Origin of the sequence: Paraburkholderia sp. BL17N1, from assembly GCF_003634175.1 — a bacterium.
GTDB lineage: Bacteria > Pseudomonadota > Gammaproteobacteria > Burkholderiales > Burkholderiaceae > Paraburkholderia.
This window is the reverse complement of the sequence record NZ_RBIW01000001.1, coordinates 4274881-4298411: the sequence shown is the minus strand read 5'-3', so window position 1 is coordinate 4298411 and position 23531 is coordinate 4274881. Positions and strand designations below refer to the sequence as shown.

Here is a 23531-nt window from a genome sequence, read left to right as displayed (position 1 = left end):
AACTGTATAAATATACAGTATAGTATCCCGTTGCGAGCAGGGCTTCGGCGTGCGTCTCCGCCGGCCAGCCGCACCGAACTTGCGCGGTCGCGAGGCGTCCGTGAGAGGTGGTCCACTCATTCAGACGGTCGGAAAAATTGGCATCTAACGGCAAACACGGCACAAACGGCACTATCAGGATTCGCGGCGCACGCCAGCACAACCTCAAGAACGTCGACCTCGACGTACGAACCGGCGAAATGACGGTCGTCACCGGCCCGTCCGGTTCCGGCAAGTCGAGCCTCGTGTTCGACACGCTGTATGCGGAAGGGCAGCGGCGTTACGTCGAAACATTCAGCGCTTACGCCCGGCAGTTTCTCGACCGTATGGACCGGCCGCAAGTCGACCGTGTCGACGGCGTGCCGCCGGCCATCGCGATCGACCAGACCAATCCGGTGCGCAGTTCGCGTTCCACCGTCGGCACCATGACGGAGCTCAACGATCACCTGAAGCTGCTGTACGCGCGTGCCGCCGAACTGTTCGACCGCAAGACGGCTCATCAGGTGCGTCACGACACGCCGGAAACGATCTACGCGGAGTTGCTCGAACGCACGGCGGAGAGCGAACCGAGACTCGTCGTCACATTCCCGGTCGAGTTGCCGGAATCCGCGTCGGAGCAGGAAGTCGAGCAATGGCTCTCGGCCAGCGGCTACACGCGCGTGCAGGCGCAGCGCGAAGTCGATTCGCCTACCGGCAAACGCAAGCTGCTCGACGTGGTGGCCGACCGCTTCCGGCTTCGTTCGGTGGACAAGCAGCGGGTGGTCGAGGCAATCGAGGCCTCGCTCAAGCGCGGCGGCGGGCGCGTCAATATTTATGTGCTGCCGGCCTCGCCGGAAGGGCCGGAAAGTCAGGAAACCGAACCGAAAATCTGGCGTTTCTCCACCGGCTTGCACAGTCCGGAAAGCGATCTGCGCTACGCCGACCCGCAGCCCGCGCTGTTCTCGTTCAACTCGGCGTACGGCGCGTGTGAAGTCTGCCGCGGCTTCGGGCGCGTGATCGGCGTCGACCTCGGGCTGGTGATTCCGGACGCGCGCAAGACGCTGCGCGACGGCGCGATCAAGCCCATGCAAACACCCGCGTGGAAGGAGTGCCAGGACGATCTGATGCGCTACGCGGCGAAAGCCGATATCCGTCGCGGCACGCCGTGGGGCGAGTTGACGGACGCCGAGCGCGACTGGGTCATCAACGGTTCGCCGGACTGGAACGGCAAGTGGCAAAGCCACTGGTACGGCGTCAAACGCTTTTTCGAGTATCTCGAATCGAAAGCGTACAAGATGCATATTCGCGTGCTGCTGTCCAAGTACCGCAGCTATACGCCGTGCGAAACCTGCGGCGGCGCACGCCTGAAAACGGAATCGCTGTTGTGGCGCCTCGGCAGCAAGGCGAACGCGGACGAGGTGCTGCCGCCCGGCAAGCGTTTCCTGCCGCGCGGCGTCGACTGGACGCGCGGGCAACTCGAAGCGTTGCCCGGTCTGACCGTGCACGATCTGATGCTGATGCCGATCGAGCGCATCCGGCGCTTCTTCGACGAAATCAGCTTGCCGAGCGCCTTGCTCGACGACGCACTCAAACTGCTGCTCGCAGAAGTGCGCACGCGCCTCAAATATCTGTGCGACGTGGGCCTTGGTTATCTGACGCTCGACCGGCAAAGCCGCACCTTGTCGGGCGGCGAGGTGCAGCGGATCAACCTGACCACGGCGCTCGGCACCTCGCTCACCAAGACGCTTTTCGTGCTCGACGAACCGAGTATCGGCTTGCATCCGCGCGATCTGAACCGCATCGTCGAAGCCATGCACCGGTTGCGCGATGCGGGCAATACGCTGGTGGTGGTCGAGCACGATCCCTCCGTGATGCTCGCGGCGGATCGGCTGATCGACATGGGGCCGGGGCCGGGCGAGCGCGGCGGCTCGATCATTTACGACGGCGTGCCCGAGGCGATCCGTTCGTCAGGCACGCTCACTGGCGAGTACCTCGGCGGCCGGCGGCATGTGGCCGACGCGGCGCACTGGTCGCAGCGGCCGGTGGATGCCACCACGCCGCGTATCGTGCTCGAAGGCGCGACCGAACATAATTTGCGCGATGTCACGGTGGAGATTCCATTGGAGCGGCTCGTCTGCGTGACGGGGGTGTCGGGTTCCGGTAAATCCACGCTGCTGCAAGACGTGCTGTATCCGGCCATGGCGCGGCACTTCGGACTCGCCACGGAATCGCCCGGCGCTTTCAGAAGCCTGAGCGGCGCCGATCAGGTCACCGACGTCGTGTTCGTCGACCAGTCACCGATCGGCAAGACGGCGCGCTCGAATCCGGCGAGTTACGTCGGCGCGTTCGACGAAATCCGCAAACTGTTCGCCAAGGCACCGCTCGCACAGCAGCGCGGCTACGGCCCTGGCATGTTCAGTTTCAATTCGGGCGAAGGCCGCTGCCCGACCTGCGGCGGCTCGGGTTTCGAACATATCGAAATGCAGTTTTTGAGCGACGTGTACCTGCGCTGCCCCGATTGCGACGGGCGGCGTTATCGCGCTGAATTGCTCGAAGTGAAGATCGAACGTGGCGAACCGGCGCGCGCGCTGAGCATTGCCGACGTGCTGGAGTTGACGGTGAGCGAAGCCACCGCGTACTTTGCTAAAGATGCCGAAGTATTGCGCGTGCTGCAGCCGATCGTCGACGTGGGCCTCGAATATGTGAAGCTCGGCCAGCCGGTGCCCACGCTGTCAGGCGGCGAAGCGCAGCGGCTCAAGCTCGCCGGTTTTCTCGCGGAATCGGCGCAGGCGCGGACCGCGCGCAGTGCGAAGCAAGCGGTGGCGAAGCGTCTGTTCATGTTCGACGAACCGACCACGGGCCTCCATTTCGACGACATTGCCAAGCTGATGCAGGCGTTCGGCAAGCTGCTCGCGAGCGGTCATTCGCTGATCGTGATCGAACACAATCTCGACGTGATCCGCGCGGCCGACTGGTTGATCGACCTCGGTCCCGAAGGCGGCGACGGCGGCGGGCGCGTGCTGTGCGCCGGCACGCCGGAAGACGTCAAAACATGTCCGGAGTCGCATACCGGCGAAGCGCTGCTGCAATACGACCGCGCCATGGGCGCGGCGGCCGAACCGGCGTCGCAAGGCATTCCGCTGCAAAAAGCGCTGAGCGCCGCGCGCGCACGCCGGGCGATCGAAGGCGAGGACGTGGTGCGCATCGTCAACGCGCGCGAGCACAACCTGAAATCGCTGGACGTGGACATTCCGCACGGCAAATTCAACGTGATTACCGGCGTGTCCGGCTCGGGCAAGTCCACGCTCGCCTTCGACATTCTGTTCCACGAAGGGCAGCGCCGTTACCTCGAATCGCTGAACGCCTACGCGCGTTCAATCGTGCAGCCGGCGGGACGTCCCGAAGTCGACGCGGTGTACGGCATACCGCCGACCGTCGCGATCGAACAGCGGCTCTCGCGCGGCGGCCGCAAGAGTACGGTGGCGACCACGTCCGAGGTGTGGCACTTCCTGCGTCTGCTGTATGTGAAGCTCGGTCTGCAGCATTGCATTCACGACGGCACGCCGGTCACGTCGCAGAGCGTCGAATCGATCGCCGCGCAGTTGCTGCGCGATCACAAGGGGCAGCATGTCGGTTTCCTTGCGCCGCTGGTCGTAAATCGCAAGGGCGTCTACACGGATCTGGCGAAGTGGGCGAAAGCGCGCGGCAATACTCATCTGCGTGTGGATGGCGAATTCGTGCCGGTGGACCCGTGGCCGAAGCTCGACCGTTTCCGCGAACATACGATCGAGTTGCCGGTGGCCGACCTCGTCGTGTCGCCGGACAATGAAACCGAACTGCGTCGGGCACTCGACCAGACGTTGGAAGTCGGCAAGGGCGTGATGCATCTGCTGGCGCCTTTGGACGGTTTGCACGACGCGATCAGCGGTGGCCGCGCCACGGCGAAACTCGGCGCGGTGAAGGTGCTGTCCACCAAGCGCGCGTGTCCGATGTGCGGCACCAGCTATCCCGAACTCGACCCGCGCATGTTCTCGTACAACAGCAAGCATGGCTGGTGTACCACCTGCGTCGGCACGGGCCTGGCCCTCACGCGCGAACAACGCGCGGTGTACGACGATACGATCGTCGTCGACGACAATCGTGGCCGCGAACAAAGCCTGCCGTCGGAAGAGCAGGAGCCCGAAGGGCTTGTCGACGAACCGTGTCCGGATTGCGCCGGTACGCGTTTGAACCCCACCGCGCGCGCGGTCACGTTCGGCGCGCAGGCGATTGTCGATGTCGCGCAATGGACCGTGTCCGACACGCGCGCCTGGATCGACACGCTGGAGATGACCGGTCGCGACGCGGAAATCGCGCGTGACGTGGTGAGCGAAATTGGCAGCCGTCTGCAGTTTCTCGAAGAAGTGGGGCTCGGCTATCTGAGTCTCGATCGTGCGGCGCCGAGCCTGTCGGGCGGCGAAGCGCAGCGCATCCGGCTTGCCGCGCAACTCGGCAGCAACCTGCAAGGCGTCTGCTATGTGCTAGACGAACCGACCATCGGTCTGCATCCGCGTGACAACCAGATTCTGCTGAACGCGTTACGCAAGCTCGGTGACAAGGGCAATACGCTGGTGGTCGTCGAGCACGACGAGGATACGATCCGCCGTGCCGATCACATCATCGACATCGGGCCGGGCGCTGGCAAACGCGGCGGCACGCTGGTCGCGCAGGGCAGTGTGGCGGATCTGTCGGCGCAGCCCGATTCGCTGACCGGACAGTTTCTCGCGCAGCCCATCGTGCACCCGTTGCAGCCGCGTCGCGAAGTGGTCGCGCCGGGCAAGCGCGCGGCTGCGGTGCCGGAGAACTGGCTGACCGTGCATGGCGGCAAGCTGCATAACTTGCGCAACGTTACGGTCGGCATTCCTTTGTCGCGACTCGTCGCGGTCACTGGCGTCAGCGGTTCCGGCAAGTCCACGCTCGCACGCGACGTGCTGATGACCAATCTGCTGGACGCCGTGGGACGCTCGGTGTTGTCATCGCCGGCCACGCGGCGCGCGCGCGCGGCGGCCGAGGAAAAGCCCGCGGCGAACCGCCGTTCCAGCGTGCTGGCACGCACGGCGCCGCGCGCGCCCTTGAACGTGACGCATGCATGGCAGGGATGCGATTCGATCACCGGCTGGGAAACCATCGACCGTGTACTCGAGGTCGATCAAACGCCGATCGGCAAGACGCCGCGTTCGTGTCCGGCCACCTACATCGGCGTGTGGGACGCGATCCGCAAGCTGTTCGCCGGCACGCTCGAAGCGCGCGCGCGTGGCTACACGGCCTCGCGTTTCTCGTTCAATACCGGCGAAGGCCGTTGCCCGGCTTGCGAGGGGCAGGGCGTGCGCACCATCGGCATGAGCTTCCTGCCCGACGTGAAAGTGCCTTGCGATGTGTGTCACGGGCAGCGCTTCAATCCGGAGACACTCGCGGTCACGTGGCGCGGCAAGAATATCGGCGACGTACTGACCATGGAAATCGACGAAGCCGTCGAATTCTTTGCGCCCATCACGAACATTGCTCATCCATTGCAGTTGATGAAAGACGTCGGGCTCGGCTATCTCACGCTGGGTCAACCGTCGCCCACGTTGTCCGGCGGCGAGGCGCAACGCATCAAGCTCGTCACCGAATTGAGCAAGGTGCGCGACGACATCACGCGGCGCGGGCAGAAGCCGCCGCATACCTTGTATGTGCTGGACGAACCGACCGTGGGTCTGCATATGGCCGACGTCGCCAAGCTGATTCGTGTGCTGCATCGTCTCGCGGACGGCGGCCATAGCGTTGTCGTCATCGAGCACGATCTGGATGTGATCGCCGAGGCGGACTGGATCATCGACCTCGGTCCGGAAGGCGGCGTAGGCGGCGGCTCGATCGTCGCTGCTACCGATCCCGAAGGCTTGTCGCGCATTGCGGCGAGTCACACGGGCGCCGCGTTGCGGCCGGTTCTCGCGCGATCGCGTGACAACAACACTGTCGCGGCGGGAGAGGGCACGAACGGCTAATGCAGCAGAGCGGCGCGATCGAGGGCGCGCCGCTTCTCCCTGCTCGTTTATTTGTTTGTTGAACCCGCGGGAGTTTGCCGACGCGTGATTCATGTCGCTCTGGCGAGGCCATTCGGTCCGCGCGGAACTGCTCTGCTTGTCACGTTCACGTCGCGCGGACGTCACTCGTGTCCGGCATTGCCCGCTTTGTTGGCGTAATGTAATTTATTGGAATTGTTTTGTAATTCAATTCAACGTGTAATTGGGATGCGTATAAAGAGTGTCGTAAATACCGCTAAAAATATTTTTAAAGGCTTCTTTCCTTCTGCTATCGTCTCGCCGTCGGCGGCGGTCATAGCCCGGCGCCCGATTACCACGACAACGTCCTGCCCACCATCCACGTACATCACGCTGCGAAGGCGTCTAAACGCCTGCCCAGTGGGACCTCCGCATTCCGGTTTAGACGTTCGTCGGGTAGTTTTTCGTGCATCGATGCACGCCGGAAGTGCAGTAAATTCCCAATTGTCGGGCAGAAACATCCGAATGCTTATCTGCTCCACAAACGCTTATTCTTTTAAAGCGGCGCGAATTTGGCATGAGTTAGAGTTACCTCTCTAAACTAAGTATGCCGCCATCAAAAAAAGTTTGACCGTACATTTTTTGTCCTGCTATTGTTGCCTCCCATGAAACGCGTGTGACGTTTGCGCAAAAAGTTCCAGGCGCTACGAGTTATAGAGATCAGGTTCTCTCCAGCGTTCATGCAAGGCAGAAGCGAACGGCTCAAATTTAATCTATTAGTAGTTCTACTTAGATCGGTTGTTCGGCTCACATGACGCACGGCCACCGTCTTCCAGAGAGGCGTCCGTGTCGTCGGATCGGAGCCGGGTAGTGTCACGTCCGTTTTGGACTCCGAATCAAAGGCCACTGGTTGCCAGATGGTTGAAGTGAATGCTGTTTGTGGCAGGTAAGCGCACTGCAGTTACAGAAATGGACGGTTCACGCCGGAGGAGTAAAGGTGGGTACGAAAGTCGAAGGGCATTTTCCGGCAGCAGCGGCCCGTATGGAGAGGCCGGGGCGCCCGCGCGAGTTTGGGCGCAAGCAGCAAAACCCAGTACGCCGCTTTGGCGGCATCGCAGTTGTTCTGCTTTTGCACATCGTGCTGATTTATGCGCTGATCAACGGCCTCGCCACCAAGGTCGTGCAGGTCATTCAGCATCCGATCGAAACGAAAATCATCGAACCGGTGAAGCCGCCGCCTCCGCCGCCGTTGCCCACGGTGCAATTGCCGCCGCCGAAGTTCGCGCCGCCGCCGCCGCCGTTCGTGCCGCCGCCGGAAGTGCAGGTGCAGACGCCGCCGCAGCAACCGACTATTACGCATCAGGCCGCACCGGTCGTCTCGGCGCCCGCCGTGGCGCCACCCGCACCGCCGGCGCCGCCCGCGCCGACGAAGCCTGTGAGCACCGAAGTCGGCGTGGTGTGTCCGAACTCGGATCAGATCCGTTCGTCGATCCGCTACCCGAAGGAAGCGCAGGAAAACAACGTGACGGGTGATGTTGTTGTTGAATTCGTCGTCGACCCGCAGGGCCATATTACGAATGAACGCGTTGCCAAATCCTCGGACGACTCCTCACTGGATCGTGCCGCATTCAACGCAGTCAAGCAGTTCACGTGCGTTTCCCAAGGCCAGGCTGTCCGTGTGCAAGTTCCGTTCTCGTTTAACCTGAACTGAATTCACAGGCTGTTCGGTACCGGTAGCGATTTATCAGTCTTAGTTTAGAAGTTGTACTAATGAACTTGGAGCAGGCATGAAGAAGCGTACTCTCGCCGCACTGGCGGCAAGCATGTTGATCGCCGTGACCACGGTGGATTTCGTTGCACCGCAGATGGCCCACGCGCAGGCCAGCGACGCCACGGCGTCGGCTGCCGCGGCACCGGCCACCGCCGCGCCGCAAACCGCCAGCGCGGCCGCTGACGAAGCAGTGCCGCCGCCGGCACCGGCTACATCTGAAACGGTCAGCAACCCTTACGGGCTCAGCGCCCTCTGGAATAACGGCGACTTCGTCGCTCGCTTCGTGCTGATTCTGCTGGTGCTCATGTCGATGGGCAGCTGGTACATCATGATCACCAAGTTCGTCGAACAGTTCCGCGCGAACCGTCGCGCGAAGAGCGCGGACGAACAGTTGTGGACCGCACCGTCGCTGGTGGAAGGCGCGAAGCTGCTCGACGAAACATCGCCGTTCCGCTTCATCGCCGAAACGGCTATCGAAGCGGGCGAGCATCACGAAGAAGCATTGCTTGAGGCCGTGGACCGCAACACGTGGATCGATACCTCGGTCGAGCGTGCGATCACCAATGTGTCGAACCGGCTGCAAGACGGCTTGGCGTTTCTCGGCACGGTGGGTTCGACGGCGCCGTTCGTCGGCCTGTTCGGTACGGTGTGGGGGATCTATCACGCGCTGACGGCCATCGGCATTGCAGGTCAGGCGTCGATCGACAAGGTCGCGGGTCCGGTGGGCGAGGCGCTGATCATGACGGCGATCGGTCTTGCGGTGGCAGTGCCCGCGGTGCTCGGCTACAACTTCCTGGTTCGTCGCAACAAATCGGTGATGGAGCGTGTCCGTGCATTCGGCGCGCAACTGCATACCGTGTTGCTGGCCGGCAGCCGTCGCCCGGCGCGTGCTACGGCTCGCGAAGCGTCGCTGGTTCAATAAGCGGAGTCCGTCATGGCAATGAGCGTTGGGCAGGACGACAACGACGAGGTCATCTCCAGTATCAACACCACGCCGCTCGTCGACGTGATGCTGGTTCTGCTGATCATCTTTCTGATCACGATTCCGGTCGTGACGCATACGGTGCCGGTGCAATTGCCGAAAGAGACGATTCAGCCGCTGCAGACCACGCCGAAGAGTATCGTCATCGCGGTGAATCGTGACGGCGACTTCTTCTGGAACGAGAAGCAGGTCGATGCTCCGACGCTGCTGGCGCGTTTGAAGACCGTGTCGGTCATGACACCGCAACCGGAAGTGCACGTTCGCGGCGACCAGAGCGCGCGTTATGAGTTTATCGGCCGGGTCATCACCGAGTGCGAGCGTGCCGGTATCGCCAAGGTTTCGTTTATCACTGAGCCGCCCGCACGCGGCGGCTGATTTTGAGCCCGACAGGAGCCAAAAATGGGAATGAACGTATCGTCGGGCGGCGGCAGCGAACCGGATGTGATGGTCGACATCAACACCACGCCGCTAATCGACGTGATGCTGGTGTTGCTGATCATGCTGATCATCACGATCCCGATTCAGACGCACGCCATCAAGATGAACCTGCCGGTCGGCAATCCACCGCCGCCGATCACGCAGCCTGAAGTGGTGCAGATCGATATCGACTTCGACGGCACCACGACATGGAACGGCCAGCCGGTGCCGAATCGCGCGGCGCTCGAATCCAGGCTCGCGCAAGTGGCCGCCGAACCGGTTCAAGCCGAGATCCATCTGCGGCCGAACAAGCTGGTGCCGTACAAAGATGTCGCGGAAGTCATGGCGTCCGCGCAACGGCTGGGCGCGACCAAGATCGGCCTGATCGGCAATGAGCAGTACATGCAATAGGGAAGGGCAATGCAAACGATTCACCACCGCTTCAAGCGCGCCGTCATCGCGGCCGCTCTCGTGCTGCCGCTCGCCGCTCATGCCGCCGACACCTTGCGGCCGGACGTGGCGAAGCCGCTGAATGCCGCGCAGGATCTGTATCGCGCGCACAAGTACAAGGACGCGCTGACAAAGATCGATCAGGCGGCGGCCGTGCCCGGCAAGACGCCGTACGAAAGCACCATGATCGAGCAGATGCGTGGCGCGGCCGCGGCGGCGGCGGGCGAAACCGGCGTGGCTGCTCAGGCCTACGAAACGTTGCTGGGTTCCGGCAAGCTGAGCGGCGCTGACGAACAGCGCACGACGGCGGCATTGGCGGGCATCTACTTCCAGCAGAAGAACTATGCGCAGGCGGCGAAAGTCGCGCAGCGCTATCTGAAGACCGGCGGCAGCGATCCGGACATGCGCACGCTGCTGGTTCAGTCTTACTACCTGTCGAACGATTGCGCGAGCGTGGTGAGCCTGCTCAAGCCCGGCATCGATGCACAGGTGCGTGCGGGTCACGCGCCTGACGAATCGCAACTGCAATTGCTCGGCACGTGTGCGCAACGCGTGAAGGACGATGCCACGTACCGCAGCACGCTCGAGAAGCTGGTTGCCTATCATCCGAAGCAGTCTTACTGGGAGGATCTGTTCTCGGCGATTCGCAATAAGCCGGGCTATTCGTCGAAGCTCGATATCGACACGTATCGCCTGCGCCGCGCTACCGGATCGCTCTCGACCGCCGACGACTATATGGAAATGACCCAGCTGGCGATCGTGGCGGGCACCACCGCGGAAGGCAAGCAGATCATCGATCAGGGCTTTGCGTCGGGTGTTCTGGGACGTGACGCGCAAGCGGACCGCGAAAAACGTCTGCAGGCACTCGCGGCCAAACGCGCGCAAGCGCCCGCCGATCCGGCAAATCCCGTTGCCCCCGTCGACGTGGGTTTCAACCAGGTTTTCGCGGGGCAGGCGAAGCAGGGGCTGGCGGCGATGGATGCCGCGATCGCCAAGGGTGGACTCGACCATCCGGACCAGGCGCAGCTGCATCTCGGCGAGGCGTACTACATCGCGGGCGACAAGGCTCGCGCGGTGCAAACCTTCCGTGCGGTGAAAGGCACCGATGGTTCAGCCGACCTCGCGCGTTTGTGGGTTCTGGTGGCGTCGAAATAAGAGCACCCCCGCTCCCTTCAGGTTTTCTCAGTTGAGGCGCGTCCCCTCGCGGCGGACGCGAGGGAGTGCGCGCGTTCCAATTAACGTGGGCTCGTCTTCGATGTCGATGTGTGGTTGCAGCCGCAACTATCAAAAGGATTGTTGGGAGCGGGCAAAGTCTTCTGGATAACAGATTGATGCGGTTATCCATGGCGGACTGTCAGCAGGGCTATCAGGGACGTTTTAGGGAGAACGTTGCGCTCGACGAAACATAATTTGTATATATCAAACTATTTTTGACTACGGGATTCTGTCTTGCTATGGTCTTGCCACTCAATAACAAGGCACATGTTGCAATCTCTATAGGAAGCAAAATCCGCGCGCTGCGCCAACGGCTCAGTCGCACGCTGGATGAAGTGGCAACGACCGCGGGTATTTCCAAGCCCTTTTTATCGCAGGTGGAGCGGGGTCATGCAACACCTTCGATTACCTCGCTAGTCGGTATTGCGCGAGCTTTGGGTGTCACGGTGCAGTACTTCGTCGACACGCCGACCGAAGACAAGTCGGTGCGTAGAGGAAGCGAGCTGAAGTACTTCGGATTTGACGGAACCGCCAATCTGTTTGGAAGGCTGACGAACCTGTCGGTCGGCGGCAAGCTGGAAGTGATCCTCGTCAGGATGCCGGTGGGGCAGAACCCGTCGGAAGTCACCACGCATGCCGGCGAAGAATTTTTGTATGTGATGAGCGGCCAGATCTCGCTCACGCTGGAAGGCACAACGTTCGTATTGCAGGCAGGCGACACCGCGCATTACGAGTCAACCGTGCCGCACTCCTGGTCCAATACCGCGCGTGAAGAAGCGGTGGTCGTGTGGGTCGGGACGCCGAGATTGTTTTAGTGTCGCAGGCCGTGCTTTAGAAAAAAGCAGTCACTCGATATTTGTAAGCATTACTTAAGTGTGTGCCCGCGATTTGGGAAGCCGGACCGACGCATGGCGGAACCCACTCGCGCGGCAGTAGATATGTAATCGATTGGAAAGCGCTGCGCATTCCGATTGCAATAAATTAGTAGTCCGACGCTGACTTATTTGAAGTTGCTTTAACGGAACGCGGCGCAAGATCGCCGTATATCGAGTAGAGCGGTTCACGAGACCACTCTTCACATACTGCTGTGGCCTTACTGACGAGCGAGAAGGGGAAAAATGAAACAAAGGGCATTGGCGCTGGCCATTAGAAGAATAGTCTGGGCTGAACTGGCGTTGTCGGCCGCAATCGCCGTACCGGCGTTTGCGCAAAGCCAGCCGGCGACCACCGGCACCGCGGCAGGCGCGACGACGACGGAAAGCACCCCGGCAACGGGCACGGCCGCCACACCGTCTGCGGACAACACCACCGCGACGCCGGCGGGCAAAGGCGTCCAGCAACTCAAGAAATTCGAGGTGACCGGGTCGCTGATCCGCACGGCGGACAAGGTCGGCAACACGGAAGTTCAGACCATCACGACCAAGGATATCCAGCAAAGCGGCTACACGACCGTGGCCGATTTCCTGCGCGGCACGTCCGCGAATTCGGGGAGCAGCTGGGGTCAAACGACAATGAATAGCTCCGCGCAAGGCGGCGGCGGTATTGCATTGCGCGGTCTGAGCGAGAAGTACACCCTGGTGCTGGTGGACGGGCAACGGGTGGCGAATTACGGCAAGGCGGTGAACTTCACCGACACGTTCTTCGACGTAAATTCGATCCCGCTCAACATGATCGACCACATCGACATCGTGAAGACCGGTGCGGTCTCGGTGTATGGTTCGGACGCCATTGCGGGCGTGGTCAACATCATCACCAAGAAAGACTTCCAGGGCTTGCAGATCGATGGCCAGCTCGGCAAGGCGCAGCATCCGGGCGACGCGCAGGGCAACTTCAGCGTGCTCGGCGGTATCGGCGACCTGAATGGCGACCGCTTCAACGTGACAGCCGCCGCGAGCTACTACCGCGACACCGGCTCGTCGCTCGGCGATCGCGACATGACCGCGGGTCAAGACTTCAGCCAGTTCCCGGGTGGTCTCGCGGGCCCGCTCGGTCCGAACCAGCAGTCGTACTGGACCACGGCCGACGGCACCAACATGGCGCTCAATCCCTGTCCTCCGGGCAGCGTGTCGGCGAACGGCGCATCCACGTGTAAATCGAATCCGGCCAGCACCACCTCGCTCGTGCCGGCGATCACGCGCCTGAACGCGAAAGTGCGCGGCACGTTCAAGATCAATGACGACATGCAGGCTTACGCCGATTTGTGGGTGAGCCGCAACGAAACCGTGCAGAACGAAGGTCCGGCCGTGCTGAGCAGCCAGACCAACGCGTTCAACCCGGCCACCGGTTCCGCGTTGCCGATCTCGCGCACGGTCTCGGGCACCAACCCGTACAACCCGTTCGGCGTGCCCACGCTGATCAACTATACGTTCCCGAATACTGTCTCGGCGGATACGGTGTCGACGTTCTGGCGTGCATCGACCGGCGTGAAGGGCTCGTTCACCACCCCGAAATTCGGCGATTGGGATTGGTCCGCGGATTACGGCCATTCGCAGAGCACGGTCGACACGACCTACGGCAATGTGCTGAATGTCGCAGGCCTCGAGAACATTCTGCAGAACGGCGTATTCAACTTTTCGAACCCGTCGGCCACGCCGAACGGTTTGAACGGCGTCTTCCAGAACGACTATGAGCAGGCGATCTCGAAGCTCGACAGCGTCACGGCGAAGACCTCGACGACCAACCTGTTCACTCTGCCGGGCGGTCCGGTTGGTGTCGGTTTCGGTACGGAATTCCGTCACGAAAGCAACATCATCAACTCGCGTACGTATAGCGCGCTCGGCATTACGGCGCCGGCCAACGTGCAAACGGTCGACGGTGAGCGCAATGTGGCCGCCGTGTACTATCAGGTGGATATTCCGATCATCCACAACCTGACGTTCACGCAGGCGGGCCGCTACGACCACTACAGCGATTTCGGCGGTGCGTTCTCGCCGAGCTTCGCGTTGCGCTTCCAGCCGGTGCGGGCACTCACGGCTTTCGCATCGTATAGCCGCGGCTTCCGCGCGCCGACGCTGGTCGAAAACTCGCAGGCAACCTATCTGGCTCACCAGAACCTGGTGGACCCGAACGACCCGAGCGGCACGCCGACCAAGCACTTCACGACGGAACAGGTCAACGGCAATCCGGCGCTGCAGCCTGAGCGCACCAAGAACTACAACATCGGCTTCCAGCTTTCGCCGGACTCGTCGACGGATATCGGTGCGGCGTTCTACAAGATCCACATTGACGGTGTGATCGGCACGGACGATCCGAACGCGGTGATGGATGCGAACAACCCGTCGAACGTGATCCGCAATCCGGACGGCACGGTAGCGTACATCAAGGAACAGTTCGTCAACCTCGGTTCGCTCGACACCGACGGCTTCGACATGAACTTCCGCAAGTCGGTGGGCACGAAGTACGGCACGTTCACGCTGGCAGGCGACTGGGCCTATGTGTGGCACTTCAAGCTGAACAGCCCGGGCGCGCCGACGCAGGACTTCGCCGGCAACAACCTCGCGCTGTTGCAACCGTTCGGTGCGTCCAATCCGCGCTGGAAGGGTAATACCAGCCTCTCCTGGGATTACCGCAAGCTGACCACCACGCTGACGTGGCAGTACACCGGCCCGTACACCAACGCGGTGGCGTCCGAGTTCGGCGACGGCGGCACGCTGTCGGTGGCGTCGTATAGCCAGTTCAACCTGATGGCCACGTATCGCGGCTTCAAGAACTGGACGATCTACGGCGGCATCAACAACATCTTCGATCGCAAGCCGCCGTTCGACGTCGAGTGGCAGGCCACCCCGGACATCACGGGCTACGACCAGTCGCTTTACACTAACATCGGCCGCTTCTTCCAGGTCGGCGCGTCGTACCGCTTCTGAAGTCCTCGATGTTTGTGATGCACCCGCTGTCTGTCCAGGCGGTTGGCCGCTCCGGCTTCCATTGTTGGTGCCGGAGCGGCGCAAATTGGTTAGCGATGTACCGAGGCATGCCCGCGTGCACAATGCTCGTTCAGAACCACGGCGAGCGGCAACGAGTTAGCGCGCAGAGCAGCGCTAGCGGGGCAAAGCTACAAGGGCGAAGGCGTCAAAGCCGGCACTCTTGCCGATTCGATTTACCGCGCGCCGGCCTGAAGCCGGCGCGCGTTCTTACGCATTCCGAAGATGAGACTTGTGAAGTTTCACTGGTCGCGCGCCGTGCGAACTGCAGCGGCCGCGATGCGCCTGCCTGGCACTGCCGCGCGAATCGCGCTGTGCGCAGGGGCGTGTCTGGCATTGGGCGCGGTCTGCGCGCAGGCGCGGCCCTCGATTGCGCAGTACGACGAGCCCAAATATCCCGCCGGCTTCACGCACTTCGATTACGCGGATCCCACGGCGCCGAGCGACGGCAAGCTCAGCTTCCAGAACTTCGACGAACTGCAGAGCTACGATTCGCTGAATCCGTTTCTCGTGCGCGGTGCGCCCGCGCCGGACATTCAGCATCTGATGTTCGATACGCTGATGCAGCGCAGTTGGGACGAACTCGCTTCCGAGTACCCGCTGATCGCCGACGATGTCGAGGTCGCGCCGGACCTCGGTTCGGCCACTTTCCACATCAATCCCGCCGCGCGCTTTTCGAACGGCGATCCGATCACCGCGGCCGACGTCAAATACTCGTTCGACACATTGACGAGTCCAAAGGCCTCGCCGCTCTTCAATGCGCAGTTCTCGGTCATCAAGAGCGCGACCGTGATCGACAAAAACACGATCCGCTTCGAATTCAAGCACGCCGAACGCGACGCAGCGCTGATCGCCGGCGATTTACCGATCTTCTCGCCGAAGTGGGGCATGCGCGCGGACGGCACACGTCTGCCGTTCGACCAGATCGCGAACGAGCCGCCGATCGCGAGCGGCCCGTATCTGATCGAGTCGCGCAAGAACGACAAGCAGATTACCTATCGACGCAACCCCGATTACTGGGCCGCGAATCTGCCGTCGCGGCGCGGCATGTTCCGCTTCGCGAGCATCACCTTCAAACTGTATCGCGACCATTACACGCAACTGGAAGCGTTCAAGGCCGGCGACACCGACGTGCTTGTCGAATACAGCGCAACGCAATGGGCGCGAAAATACGTCGGCAAGAACTTCGACAACGGACTACTGAAGAAAGGCGAATTCGCCGACGGCCCCGCGCAAATGCAGGGCTTGCTGATAAACCTGCGCAAGCCGATGTTTCAGGACCCGCGCGTGCGTCACGCGCTGACAATGGCATTCGACTACGACTGGATGAACCGCATGATGTTCTACGGTCAATACCGGCGCACCAGCAGCTATTTTGCGGCGAGTCCGTTCGGTGCGACCGGCATGCCCGGTCCGAAGGAACTGGCCTTGCTTGAGCCGTTGAGGGCCGACGTGCCGCCGGAAGTATTCGGCCCCATGCTCAAGCAACCCACGACGATCGCGCCAGATTCCTTGCGCGGCAACTTGCGCGTGGCGCGCGATCTGTTGGCGCAAGCGGGCTGGCACTATCGCGACGGCGCCTTGCGCGACGCCAACGGCACGCCGATGACGATCGAGATCATGGACGATCAGCCCGGTATGGATCGCCTGATCCTGCCGTATATGCAGGCGCTCGGCATGCTCGGCATTCAGGCGCATATGCGCGAGATCGACAGCGCGCTGTACCAGAAGAGGCTGGATAACTTCGACTACGACATGACCACGTTCATCTATCCGCCGGTGACGATTCCCGGCGCGGAATTGACGCGCCGTTTCGGCAGCGCGGCGGCGTCGGAAGTCGGCTCGGAAAACTATCCGGGCATCCGCTCCAAAGCGGTCGACTCGCTGATTCACTCGGCGCTCTCCGCCAACAATCTCGACGACCTCGAAGCGGCAACCCGTGCACTGGACCGCGTGCTGATCTATTCGTTCTACATCGTGCCGGAGTATTACGCGCCGGGAGCGCGGATCGGCTACAAGTCGACGCTCGGTCATCCGGACAAAGTGCCGACGACGTATGTATACGAAGACTGGGTGATCGACTACTGGTACAGGAAAACGCCGGCCGCCCAGACCGCATCTTCCACCGCGGCTACGGCCGCTACGGCTCACTGAGGCACAGCATGCTTGCCTACATTCTCAGACGCTTGTTGTTGATGGTGCCGACCCTGCTCGGCGTGGTCACGCTGACCTTTGTCGTCACGCAGTTCGTGCCGGGTGGGCCGGTCGAACAGGTGATGACGCAACTCCGCCACGGCGCTGGCCGTGGCGGAGAGGCGGGGGCGGGCGGCGGCGGTTATCACGGCAGCCAGGGCGTCGATCCGCAGCAGATCGAACAGATCAAGAAACAGTTCGGTTTCGACAAGCCGCCGCTCGAACGCTATCTGCTGATGCTCAAGCACTACGCAACGTTCGATCTCGGCCAGTCCTACTATCAGCACGACAGCGTGTGGGACGTGATCAAATCGAAGCTGCCCGTGTCGATCACACTTGGCTTATGGACGGTGCTGCTCACCTATCTGATATCGGTGCCGTTGGGGATCGCGAAAGCGGTGCGCAACGGCTCGCGCTTCGATACCGTCACGAGCGTGCTGGTGCTCGCCGGCTATGCGATTCCCGGTTTCGTGCTCGGCGTGCTGTTATTGATGTTATTCGGCGGCGGTACGTTCTGGCAGGTGTTTCCGATGCGCGGCCTTACCTCGGATAACTTCAACGATCTCAGCGCATTCGGCAAGGTGCTCGACTATCTGTGGCACATCGTGTTGCCGGTCACGGCTTCGGTCGTCGGGAACTTCGCGATCGTCACCATTCTGACCAAGAACACGTTTCTGGAGGAAATCGGCCGGCAATACGTGCTGACCGCGCGCGCCAAGGGCGCACCGGAGCGCGATGTGCTGTGGAAACACGTGCTGCGCAATGCGGCGATTCCGCTGCTCACCGGTTTGCCGGCGGCCTTCGTCGGCGCGTTTCTGAACGGCAATCTGCTGATCGAAACGCTGTTTTCGCTCGACGGCATGGGCCAACTGTCGTACGACTCCGTGATTCGCCGTGACTATCCGGTCGTGCTCGGTTCGCTGTTTCTGTTCACGCTGATTGCCCTCGTAACCAAACTCATTGCTGACGTCTGCTATGTCCTCGTCGACCCCCGCATCCAATTCAACCGCCTGGACCGCTGACGCGGCCGGCGCGGCGCACGCGGCGTCGCCGTCTCCGTGGCGGCGTACGTGGCTGCGCTTCAGGCGGCAGCGTCTCGGTTACTGGAGCCTCGTGATTTTCGTGTCGCTGTTCGCCATCAGCCTGCTCGGCGAGGTGTTGTCCAACGACCGCCCGTTGCTCGTCCGTTACGACGGGCACTACTACTTCCCGATCGTGAAGGACTACCCGGAGACGCTGTTTGGCGGCGACTTTCCGGCGCGTGCCAATTACCTCGATCCGTATATCCGCTCGCGACTCGAATCGAATGGCAACTTTGCGATCTATCCGCCAAATCATTTCCACTACGACACGATCGACTATTTCGCCGCGCATCCGTATCCGGCGCCGCCCACCGCGAGCAACTGGCTCGGCACGGATCAGTTCGGGCGCGACGTGCTGGCGCGGCTGCTGTACGGCTTCCGCTTGTCGGTGCTGATGGCGCTGGCGCTCACGGTGTCCGGGGTGGTGGTCGGCGTGCTGACTGGCGCGGTGCAGGGCTTTTACGGCGGACGCACCGATCTGATCGGTCAGCGCCTGATCGAAATCTGGAGTTCGATGCCGGACCTGTACCTGTTGATCATCTTCGCGTCGATCTTCGAGCCCACGTTGTGGCTGCTCTTCATTTTGCTGTCGATGTTCGGTTGGCTCGTCCTGTCCGATTACGTGCGCGCCGAATTCCTGCGCAACCGTTCGCTCGATTACGTGAAGGCGGCACGTACCATGGGTCTCACCAACTGGCAGATCATGTGGCGTCATGTTCTGCCGAATAGTTTGACACCGGTGATTACCTTCCTGCCGTTCCGCATGAGCGCCGCGATTCTCTCGCTGACCAGCCTGGACTTTCTTGGCCTCGGCGTGCCGCCGCCGACACCTAGCCTTGGTGAACTGCTACAGGAAGGCAAGAACAATCTCGACGCGTGGTGGATCTCGATGTCGGCGTTTGCCGCGCTGGTGATCACGTTGCTGTTGCTGACCTTCATGGGCGACGCATTGCGCAATGCGCTCGACACGCGTTCGCGCGGTTCGGCTTTCGGCGGAGGTCCGCGATGACCGCCACTCAGGCGCCGATCGCTCGGCCGTTGCTGGAAATCGATCGCTTCTCCGTGCGTTTCGGCGACAAGGTCGCGGTGCATGAACTCAGCCTCTCAATCGCACGCGGCGAGCGCGTGGCGCTGGTCGGCGAATCGGGCTCGGGCAAGAGCGTCACCGCGCTGTCCATTCTGCGGCTCGTCGAGCATGCCGAATTGAGCGGCCGCATGTTGCTCGACGGCGAGGACCTGCTGCAAAAAACCGAACAACAGATGCGCGGTCTGCGCGGCGCCGACGTCGCAATGGTCTTTCAGGAACCGATGACGGCGCTCAATCCGCTCTTCACGATCGGCAAGCAGATCGCCGAGAGCCTGCGTCTGCATGAAGGTTTGAGGCCGAATGCGGCGCGCGAGCGCGGCATCGAGTTGCTCAGACGCACGGGCATTCCCGAACCGGAGCGGCGCATCGACAGCTTTCCGCATCAGTTGTCCGGCGGCCAGCGGCAGCGCGCGATGATCGCCATGGCGCTCGCGTGCCGTCCGCGTTTGCTGCTCGCCGACGAACCGACCACCGCGCTCGACGTCACGGTGCGTCAGCAGATTGTCGATTTGCTGATTTCGTTGCAGGAACAGGAGGCGGCCGAACGCGGCATGGCCGTGCTGTTGATTACGCACGACCTGAATCTGGTGAAACGTTTTGCGCAGCGCGTCGCGGTGATGGAAAAGGGCGTGCTGGTCGAAACCAATACGACCGACGCGCTATTCGCGAGCCCGCAGCATCCGTATACGCGGCGGCTGCTCGACAGCGATCCGCAACGCGCGGTCGAACCGGTCGAGGCGGGCGCGCGCCGGCTGCTCGAAGTGCAAGGACTGGCCGTCGATTACCGCACGTCGGCGAAAGGCTGGCGGTCCATGTTCGGGCGCTCCACGTTCCGTGCGGTGCACGATGTCGACCTGAGCGTGCGGCGCGGCGAAACGCTCGGCATTGTCGGTGAATCGGGTTCGGGGAAATCGACCTTGGCCGCGACCGTCCTCGGTCTGCAACAGCCGGCCGCCGGCCATATTCATATCGACGGTTTGCCGCTGTCCACGCTCAAGACGGCGAGCTCGCGCCGCGCGCTGTATTCGCGCATGCAAGTCGTGTTTCAGGACCCGTTCGGCTCGCTGTCGCCACGCATGACGGTGGAGCAGATCATCGGCGAGGGCTTGGCCGTGCATAAGCCGGAAGTGGATGCGAAGGCGCGGCGCGCGCGCGTCGGCAGCCTGCTCGAAGAAGTCGGCATGCCAGCCGACGCGATGCTGCGCTATCCGCACGAATTCTCCGGCGGCCAGCGTCAACGTATTGCGATTGCGCGCGCACTGGCCGTCCAACCGGAATTGATCGTGCTCGATGAGCCGACCAGCGCGCTCGACGTGTCGATCCAGAAACAGGTGCTGAATCTGCTGACAAATCTGCAGAAAAAGTACAAGCTAAGCTATCTGTTCATTACGCACGATCTGGCGGTGATGCGAGCCATGGCGCATCGCGTGATCGTGATGAAGTCCGGACGCATTGTGGAGGCGGGCGACACACTCGATGTGTTGCATGCGCCGTCGCATCCTTATACCCAGTCGCTGCTCGCCTCGTCGCTCAATGTGCCGGAGCCCGGCACGGCCGCGACTCATACGGGACCTGCCAATGATTGACGAACGTTGGGCGCAGGCCGCCCAAACGCTGAAAAGCCGCGCGGCGTTCTGGTCGCTGCGCATTGTGGACGAACAGATCGACGACCACGAGATTCGCAACGACATCGCGCAACCGCTGCGCACCGTGCGCGATCGCGGTGCGATGCTGATCGCGTGGGCGGGCGCGGGGGCGGGTTATGCCGCGACTGCGAATCTTTCGGCAGCGGGTTTGCAGGCCGCGCTCGATTTAGCCACCGCACGCGCTGAGGCGAGCGCGGCCTTGTCGCTGATCGACCATCGGGAAGTCGCGCGACCCGCGGCGAGCGGCCAGTACGTGTCGCCGAATGCGCAACGCGCGTTGCCGAACCGTGCCGAATGGCTCGAGCTTCTCGGCGCGGAATGCGCGGGCGCGAACCTCGATGCAAAAATCGTCGAACGCGTGGCGGCAGTGCAGATCACGCACACCGATCAACTCTACATCACCGGCGACGGTGTTCGCATCGACCAGCAGTTCCGTTTCGTCATGCCGCAATTGAGCGTCGCCGCGCACGCGAACGGCGATACGCAAGTGCGCACGCTGGGCGGCAACTACGGCACGCTCGGACAGGGCGGCATGGAAGTGCTGACGCGTTTCGGCTTCGAAGGCTCGGGCGCGCGCGTCGCAAACGAAGCGCTGCAATTGCTGGCCGCGCCGAATTGCCCATCGGGCAAGCGCGATCTGTTGCTGATGCCCGACCAGATGATGCTGCAGATTCACGAATCGATCGGCCATCCGCTCGAACTGGATCGCATTCTCGGCGATGAACGCAACTTCGCGGGCTGGAGCTTCGTCAAGCAGGACATGTTCGGTTCGTATCGCTATGGCTCGGAACTGCTGAACGTCACCTTCGATCCGTCGCTGCGCGAAGAAGCCGCAGCCTACGCATTCGACGACGACGGCACCGAAGCGCACAAGCAATATCTGATTCGCAACGGCGTGCTGGAACGTCCGCTCGGCGGCGCGTTGTCGCAACAGCGCGCACGCATGCCGGGCGTCGCGAACTCGCGTGCTTCGAACTGGAACCGGCCACCCATCGACCGCATGGCGAATCTGAATATCGAACCGGGCGAGAGTTCGCTCGAGGCGATGATCGGCAATATCGAACACGGCATTCTGATGCGCACCAACACGTCCTGGTCGATCGACGACCATCGCAACAAATTCCAGTTCGGCTGCGAGTTCGGCCAGTTGATCGAGAACGGCAAGCTCACGCAGGTCGTCAAACAGCCGAATTACCGCGGTATTTCCGCGAATTTCTGGCGCAGCCTCAGCGCAGTGGGCAACGCGAGCACGCGCGAAGTGTATGGCACGTCCATGTGCGGCAAGGGCGAGCCGGCGCAGATCATTCGCGTCGGCCATGCGTCGCCGGCTTGCGTGTTCAGCAACATCGACGTGTTCGGAGGCGCATGATGAGTCAGTTCATCTCTTCGCGCGCTGCCACGTCGGTGGATTGGGAGCGGCATTTCACTTTGCTCGCCGATGCGATCGAGCGTCTGCAGCAAGGCGGCGAAACCACGCTCAGTTCATTTGCCGGCGAGCAGTCCGACTTCATCCGTTTCAATTCGGGCAAGGTGCGGCAGACCGGCAGCGTGTCGCAAGGCAAGCTGACCTTGCGTCTGATCGACGGCGCGCGTCAGGCCTATTCCACGCTGACCGTATGCGGCGATCTGCAGCAGGATCTCGACGAAGTGAGCGCCGCCCTCGCCACCTTGCGCGAAGGTCTGCGCGGTGCGGCGGACGATCCGCATCTACTGTTCGACACGTCGAAATGGCAGCGCACCACGCAGCGCTCCGGCAAGCTGCCGAACACCGACGGGCTCGCGCACATCGTCGCGGAATGCGCGCGAGGGCTCGACTTCGTGGGCTTCTATGCGGGCGGCACCATCGTGCGCGGTTTCGCATCGACGAACGGCAGCCGCGGCTGGTATGAAGTGGACAACTTCAATTTCAGCTGGTCGCTGTACGACCCGAGCGGCCGCGCGATCAAAACCACCTACGCCGGCGACGACTGGAGCGATGCCGTGTTCGCGGGCAAAGTGGAACAGGCCGCGACACGTCTTGCCGTTCTGGCGCGCACGCCGCGCACGTTGGCGCCGGGACGTTACCGTTCCTATCTGGCGCCCGCCGCGCTCGCGGAGCTGCTCGGCGTCACCGCATGGAGCGGCTTCTCCGCTCGCGCACAGGCGAGCTCGCGCAGCGAGTTGTACAAGCTGCATGTGGGAGAAGTCGTAGTCGACCCGCGCGTGACGATCAGCGAAGATCTCGGTCTCGGCATCACGCCAGGATTCAATGACGACGGTTACCTGCGTGACAGCGTTCCGTTGATCGAGGCCGGTCGCAGCGCCGAACGCCTGACCAACGCACGCAGCGCACGCGAATACGGTTTGACGCCGAACGGCGCGTTGGCCAGCGAATCACCGGCCGCGCTCTCGATGCTAGCGGGCGACCTGCTGGAAGAAGAGGTGCTCGCAAAGGTCGACACGGGTCTCTACATCGGCAACCTCTGGTACGTGAACTTCTCGGACCGCATGAATTGCCGCCTCACCGGCATGACGCGCTTCGCGACGTTCTGGGTCGAGAACGGAGAAATCGTCGCACCGCTGGAAGCCATGCGTTTCGACGACAGCCTGTACCGTTTGCTCGGCAGCGAACTCGAACAACTCGGCGCGCAAGCGGAACTGCTATTGAGCGATTCGACATGGGGCGAGCGCGCCACGGGCGGCATGCAATTGCCGGGCATTCTGGTGAGGTCATTCGAATTGACGTTATAA

14 protein-coding genes are annotated in these 23531 nt (G+C 62.1%); all 14 read left to right on the top strand.

From position 1 onward, the window contains the following. Window positions 1-107 precede the first annotated feature (107 nt). The 14 genes from uvrA to B0G82_RS19185 all read left to right on the top strand — a co-directional run bounded on the left by uvrA (window position 108) and on the right by B0G82_RS19185 (window position 23531). Window positions 108-6041: an excinuclease ABC subunit UvrA gene (gene uvrA, locus B0G82_RS19250; protein ID WP_121308467.1), complete on the top strand. Its 5934-nt coding sequence runs from the start codon at window positions 108-110 to the stop codon at window positions 6039-6041. 1039 nt (window positions 6042-7080) lie between these two features. Beyond that, entirely contained in the window at window positions 7081-7749 is a 669-nt protein-coding gene (locus B0G82_RS19245; protein WP_106284998.1) for an energy transducer TonB, read from the top strand. Between the two features lie 76 nt (window positions 7750-7825). Further along, entirely contained in the window at window positions 7826-8731 is a 906-nt protein-coding gene (locus B0G82_RS19240) for a MotA/TolQ/ExbB proton channel family protein (RefSeq protein ID WP_116142391.1), read from the top strand. 12 nt (window positions 8732-8743) lie between these two features. Beyond that, entirely contained in the window at window positions 8744-9166 is a 423-nt protein-coding gene (locus tag B0G82_RS19235) for a biopolymer transporter ExbD (RefSeq protein ID WP_012432473.1), read from the top strand. Window positions 9167-9190: 24 nt separating this feature from the next. Next, window positions 9191-9619 (top strand): biopolymer transporter ExbD, encoded by a 429-nt coding sequence (locus B0G82_RS19230; RefSeq protein ID WP_011487696.1) that lies wholly within the window; start codon window positions 9191-9193, stop codon window positions 9617-9619. 9 nt (window positions 9620-9628) lie between these two features. Then, a complete protein-coding gene (locus B0G82_RS19225; RefSeq protein WP_116142390.1) occupies window positions 9629-10813 on the top strand; it encodes a tetratricopeptide repeat protein in 1185 nt (394 codons plus the stop codon). Between the two features lie 299 nt (window positions 10814-11112). Continuing rightward, the gene (locus tag B0G82_RS19220; RefSeq protein WP_012432476.1) at window positions 11113-11688 is read left to right on the top strand and encodes a cupin domain-containing protein; all 576 of its coding nucleotides are present in this window, start codon (window positions 11113-11115) and stop codon (window positions 11686-11688) included. A gap of 303 nt (window positions 11689-11991) precedes the next feature. Next, window positions 11992-14736, top strand: coding sequence for a TonB-dependent receptor (locus B0G82_RS19215; RefSeq protein ID WP_121308466.1), 2745 nt, complete (start codon window positions 11992-11994; stop codon window positions 14734-14736). Between the two features lie 282 nt (window positions 14737-15018). Beyond that, a complete protein-coding gene (locus B0G82_RS19210; protein ID WP_121308465.1) occupies window positions 15019-16947 on the top strand; it encodes an extracellular solute-binding protein in 1929 nt (642 codons plus the stop codon). 8 nt (window positions 16948-16955) lie between these two features. After that, window positions 16956-18008: an ABC transporter permease subunit gene (locus B0G82_RS19205; protein WP_116116488.1), complete on the top strand. Its 1053-nt coding sequence runs from the start codon at window positions 16956-16958 to the stop codon at window positions 18006-18008. Continuing rightward, window positions 17962-19077: an ABC transporter permease gene (locus B0G82_RS19200; RefSeq protein ID WP_121308464.1), complete on the top strand. Its 1116-nt coding sequence runs from the start codon at window positions 17962-17964 to the stop codon at window positions 19075-19077. The genes B0G82_RS19205 and B0G82_RS19200 overlap by 47 nt, the downstream gene beginning before the upstream one ends. Next, window positions 19074-20741 carry a dipeptide ABC transporter ATP-binding protein gene (locus B0G82_RS19195; protein ID WP_121308463.1) on the top strand — a complete coding sequence of 556 codons (1668 nt, stop codon included), beginning with the start codon at window positions 19074-19076 and terminating at the stop codon, window positions 20739-20741. The genes B0G82_RS19200 and B0G82_RS19195 overlap by 4 nt, the downstream gene beginning before the upstream one ends. Further along, the gene (locus B0G82_RS19190; protein ID WP_121308462.1) at window positions 20734-22170 is read left to right on the top strand and encodes a TldD/PmbA family protein; all 1437 of its coding nucleotides are present in this window, start codon (window positions 20734-20736) and stop codon (window positions 22168-22170) included. The genes B0G82_RS19195 and B0G82_RS19190 overlap by 8 nt, the downstream gene beginning before the upstream one ends. Beyond that, window positions 22170-23531: a metallopeptidase TldD-related protein gene (locus tag B0G82_RS19185; RefSeq protein WP_121308461.1), complete on the top strand. Its 1362-nt coding sequence runs from the start codon at window positions 22170-22172 to the stop codon at window positions 23529-23531. The genes B0G82_RS19190 and B0G82_RS19185 overlap by 1 nt, the downstream gene beginning before the upstream one ends.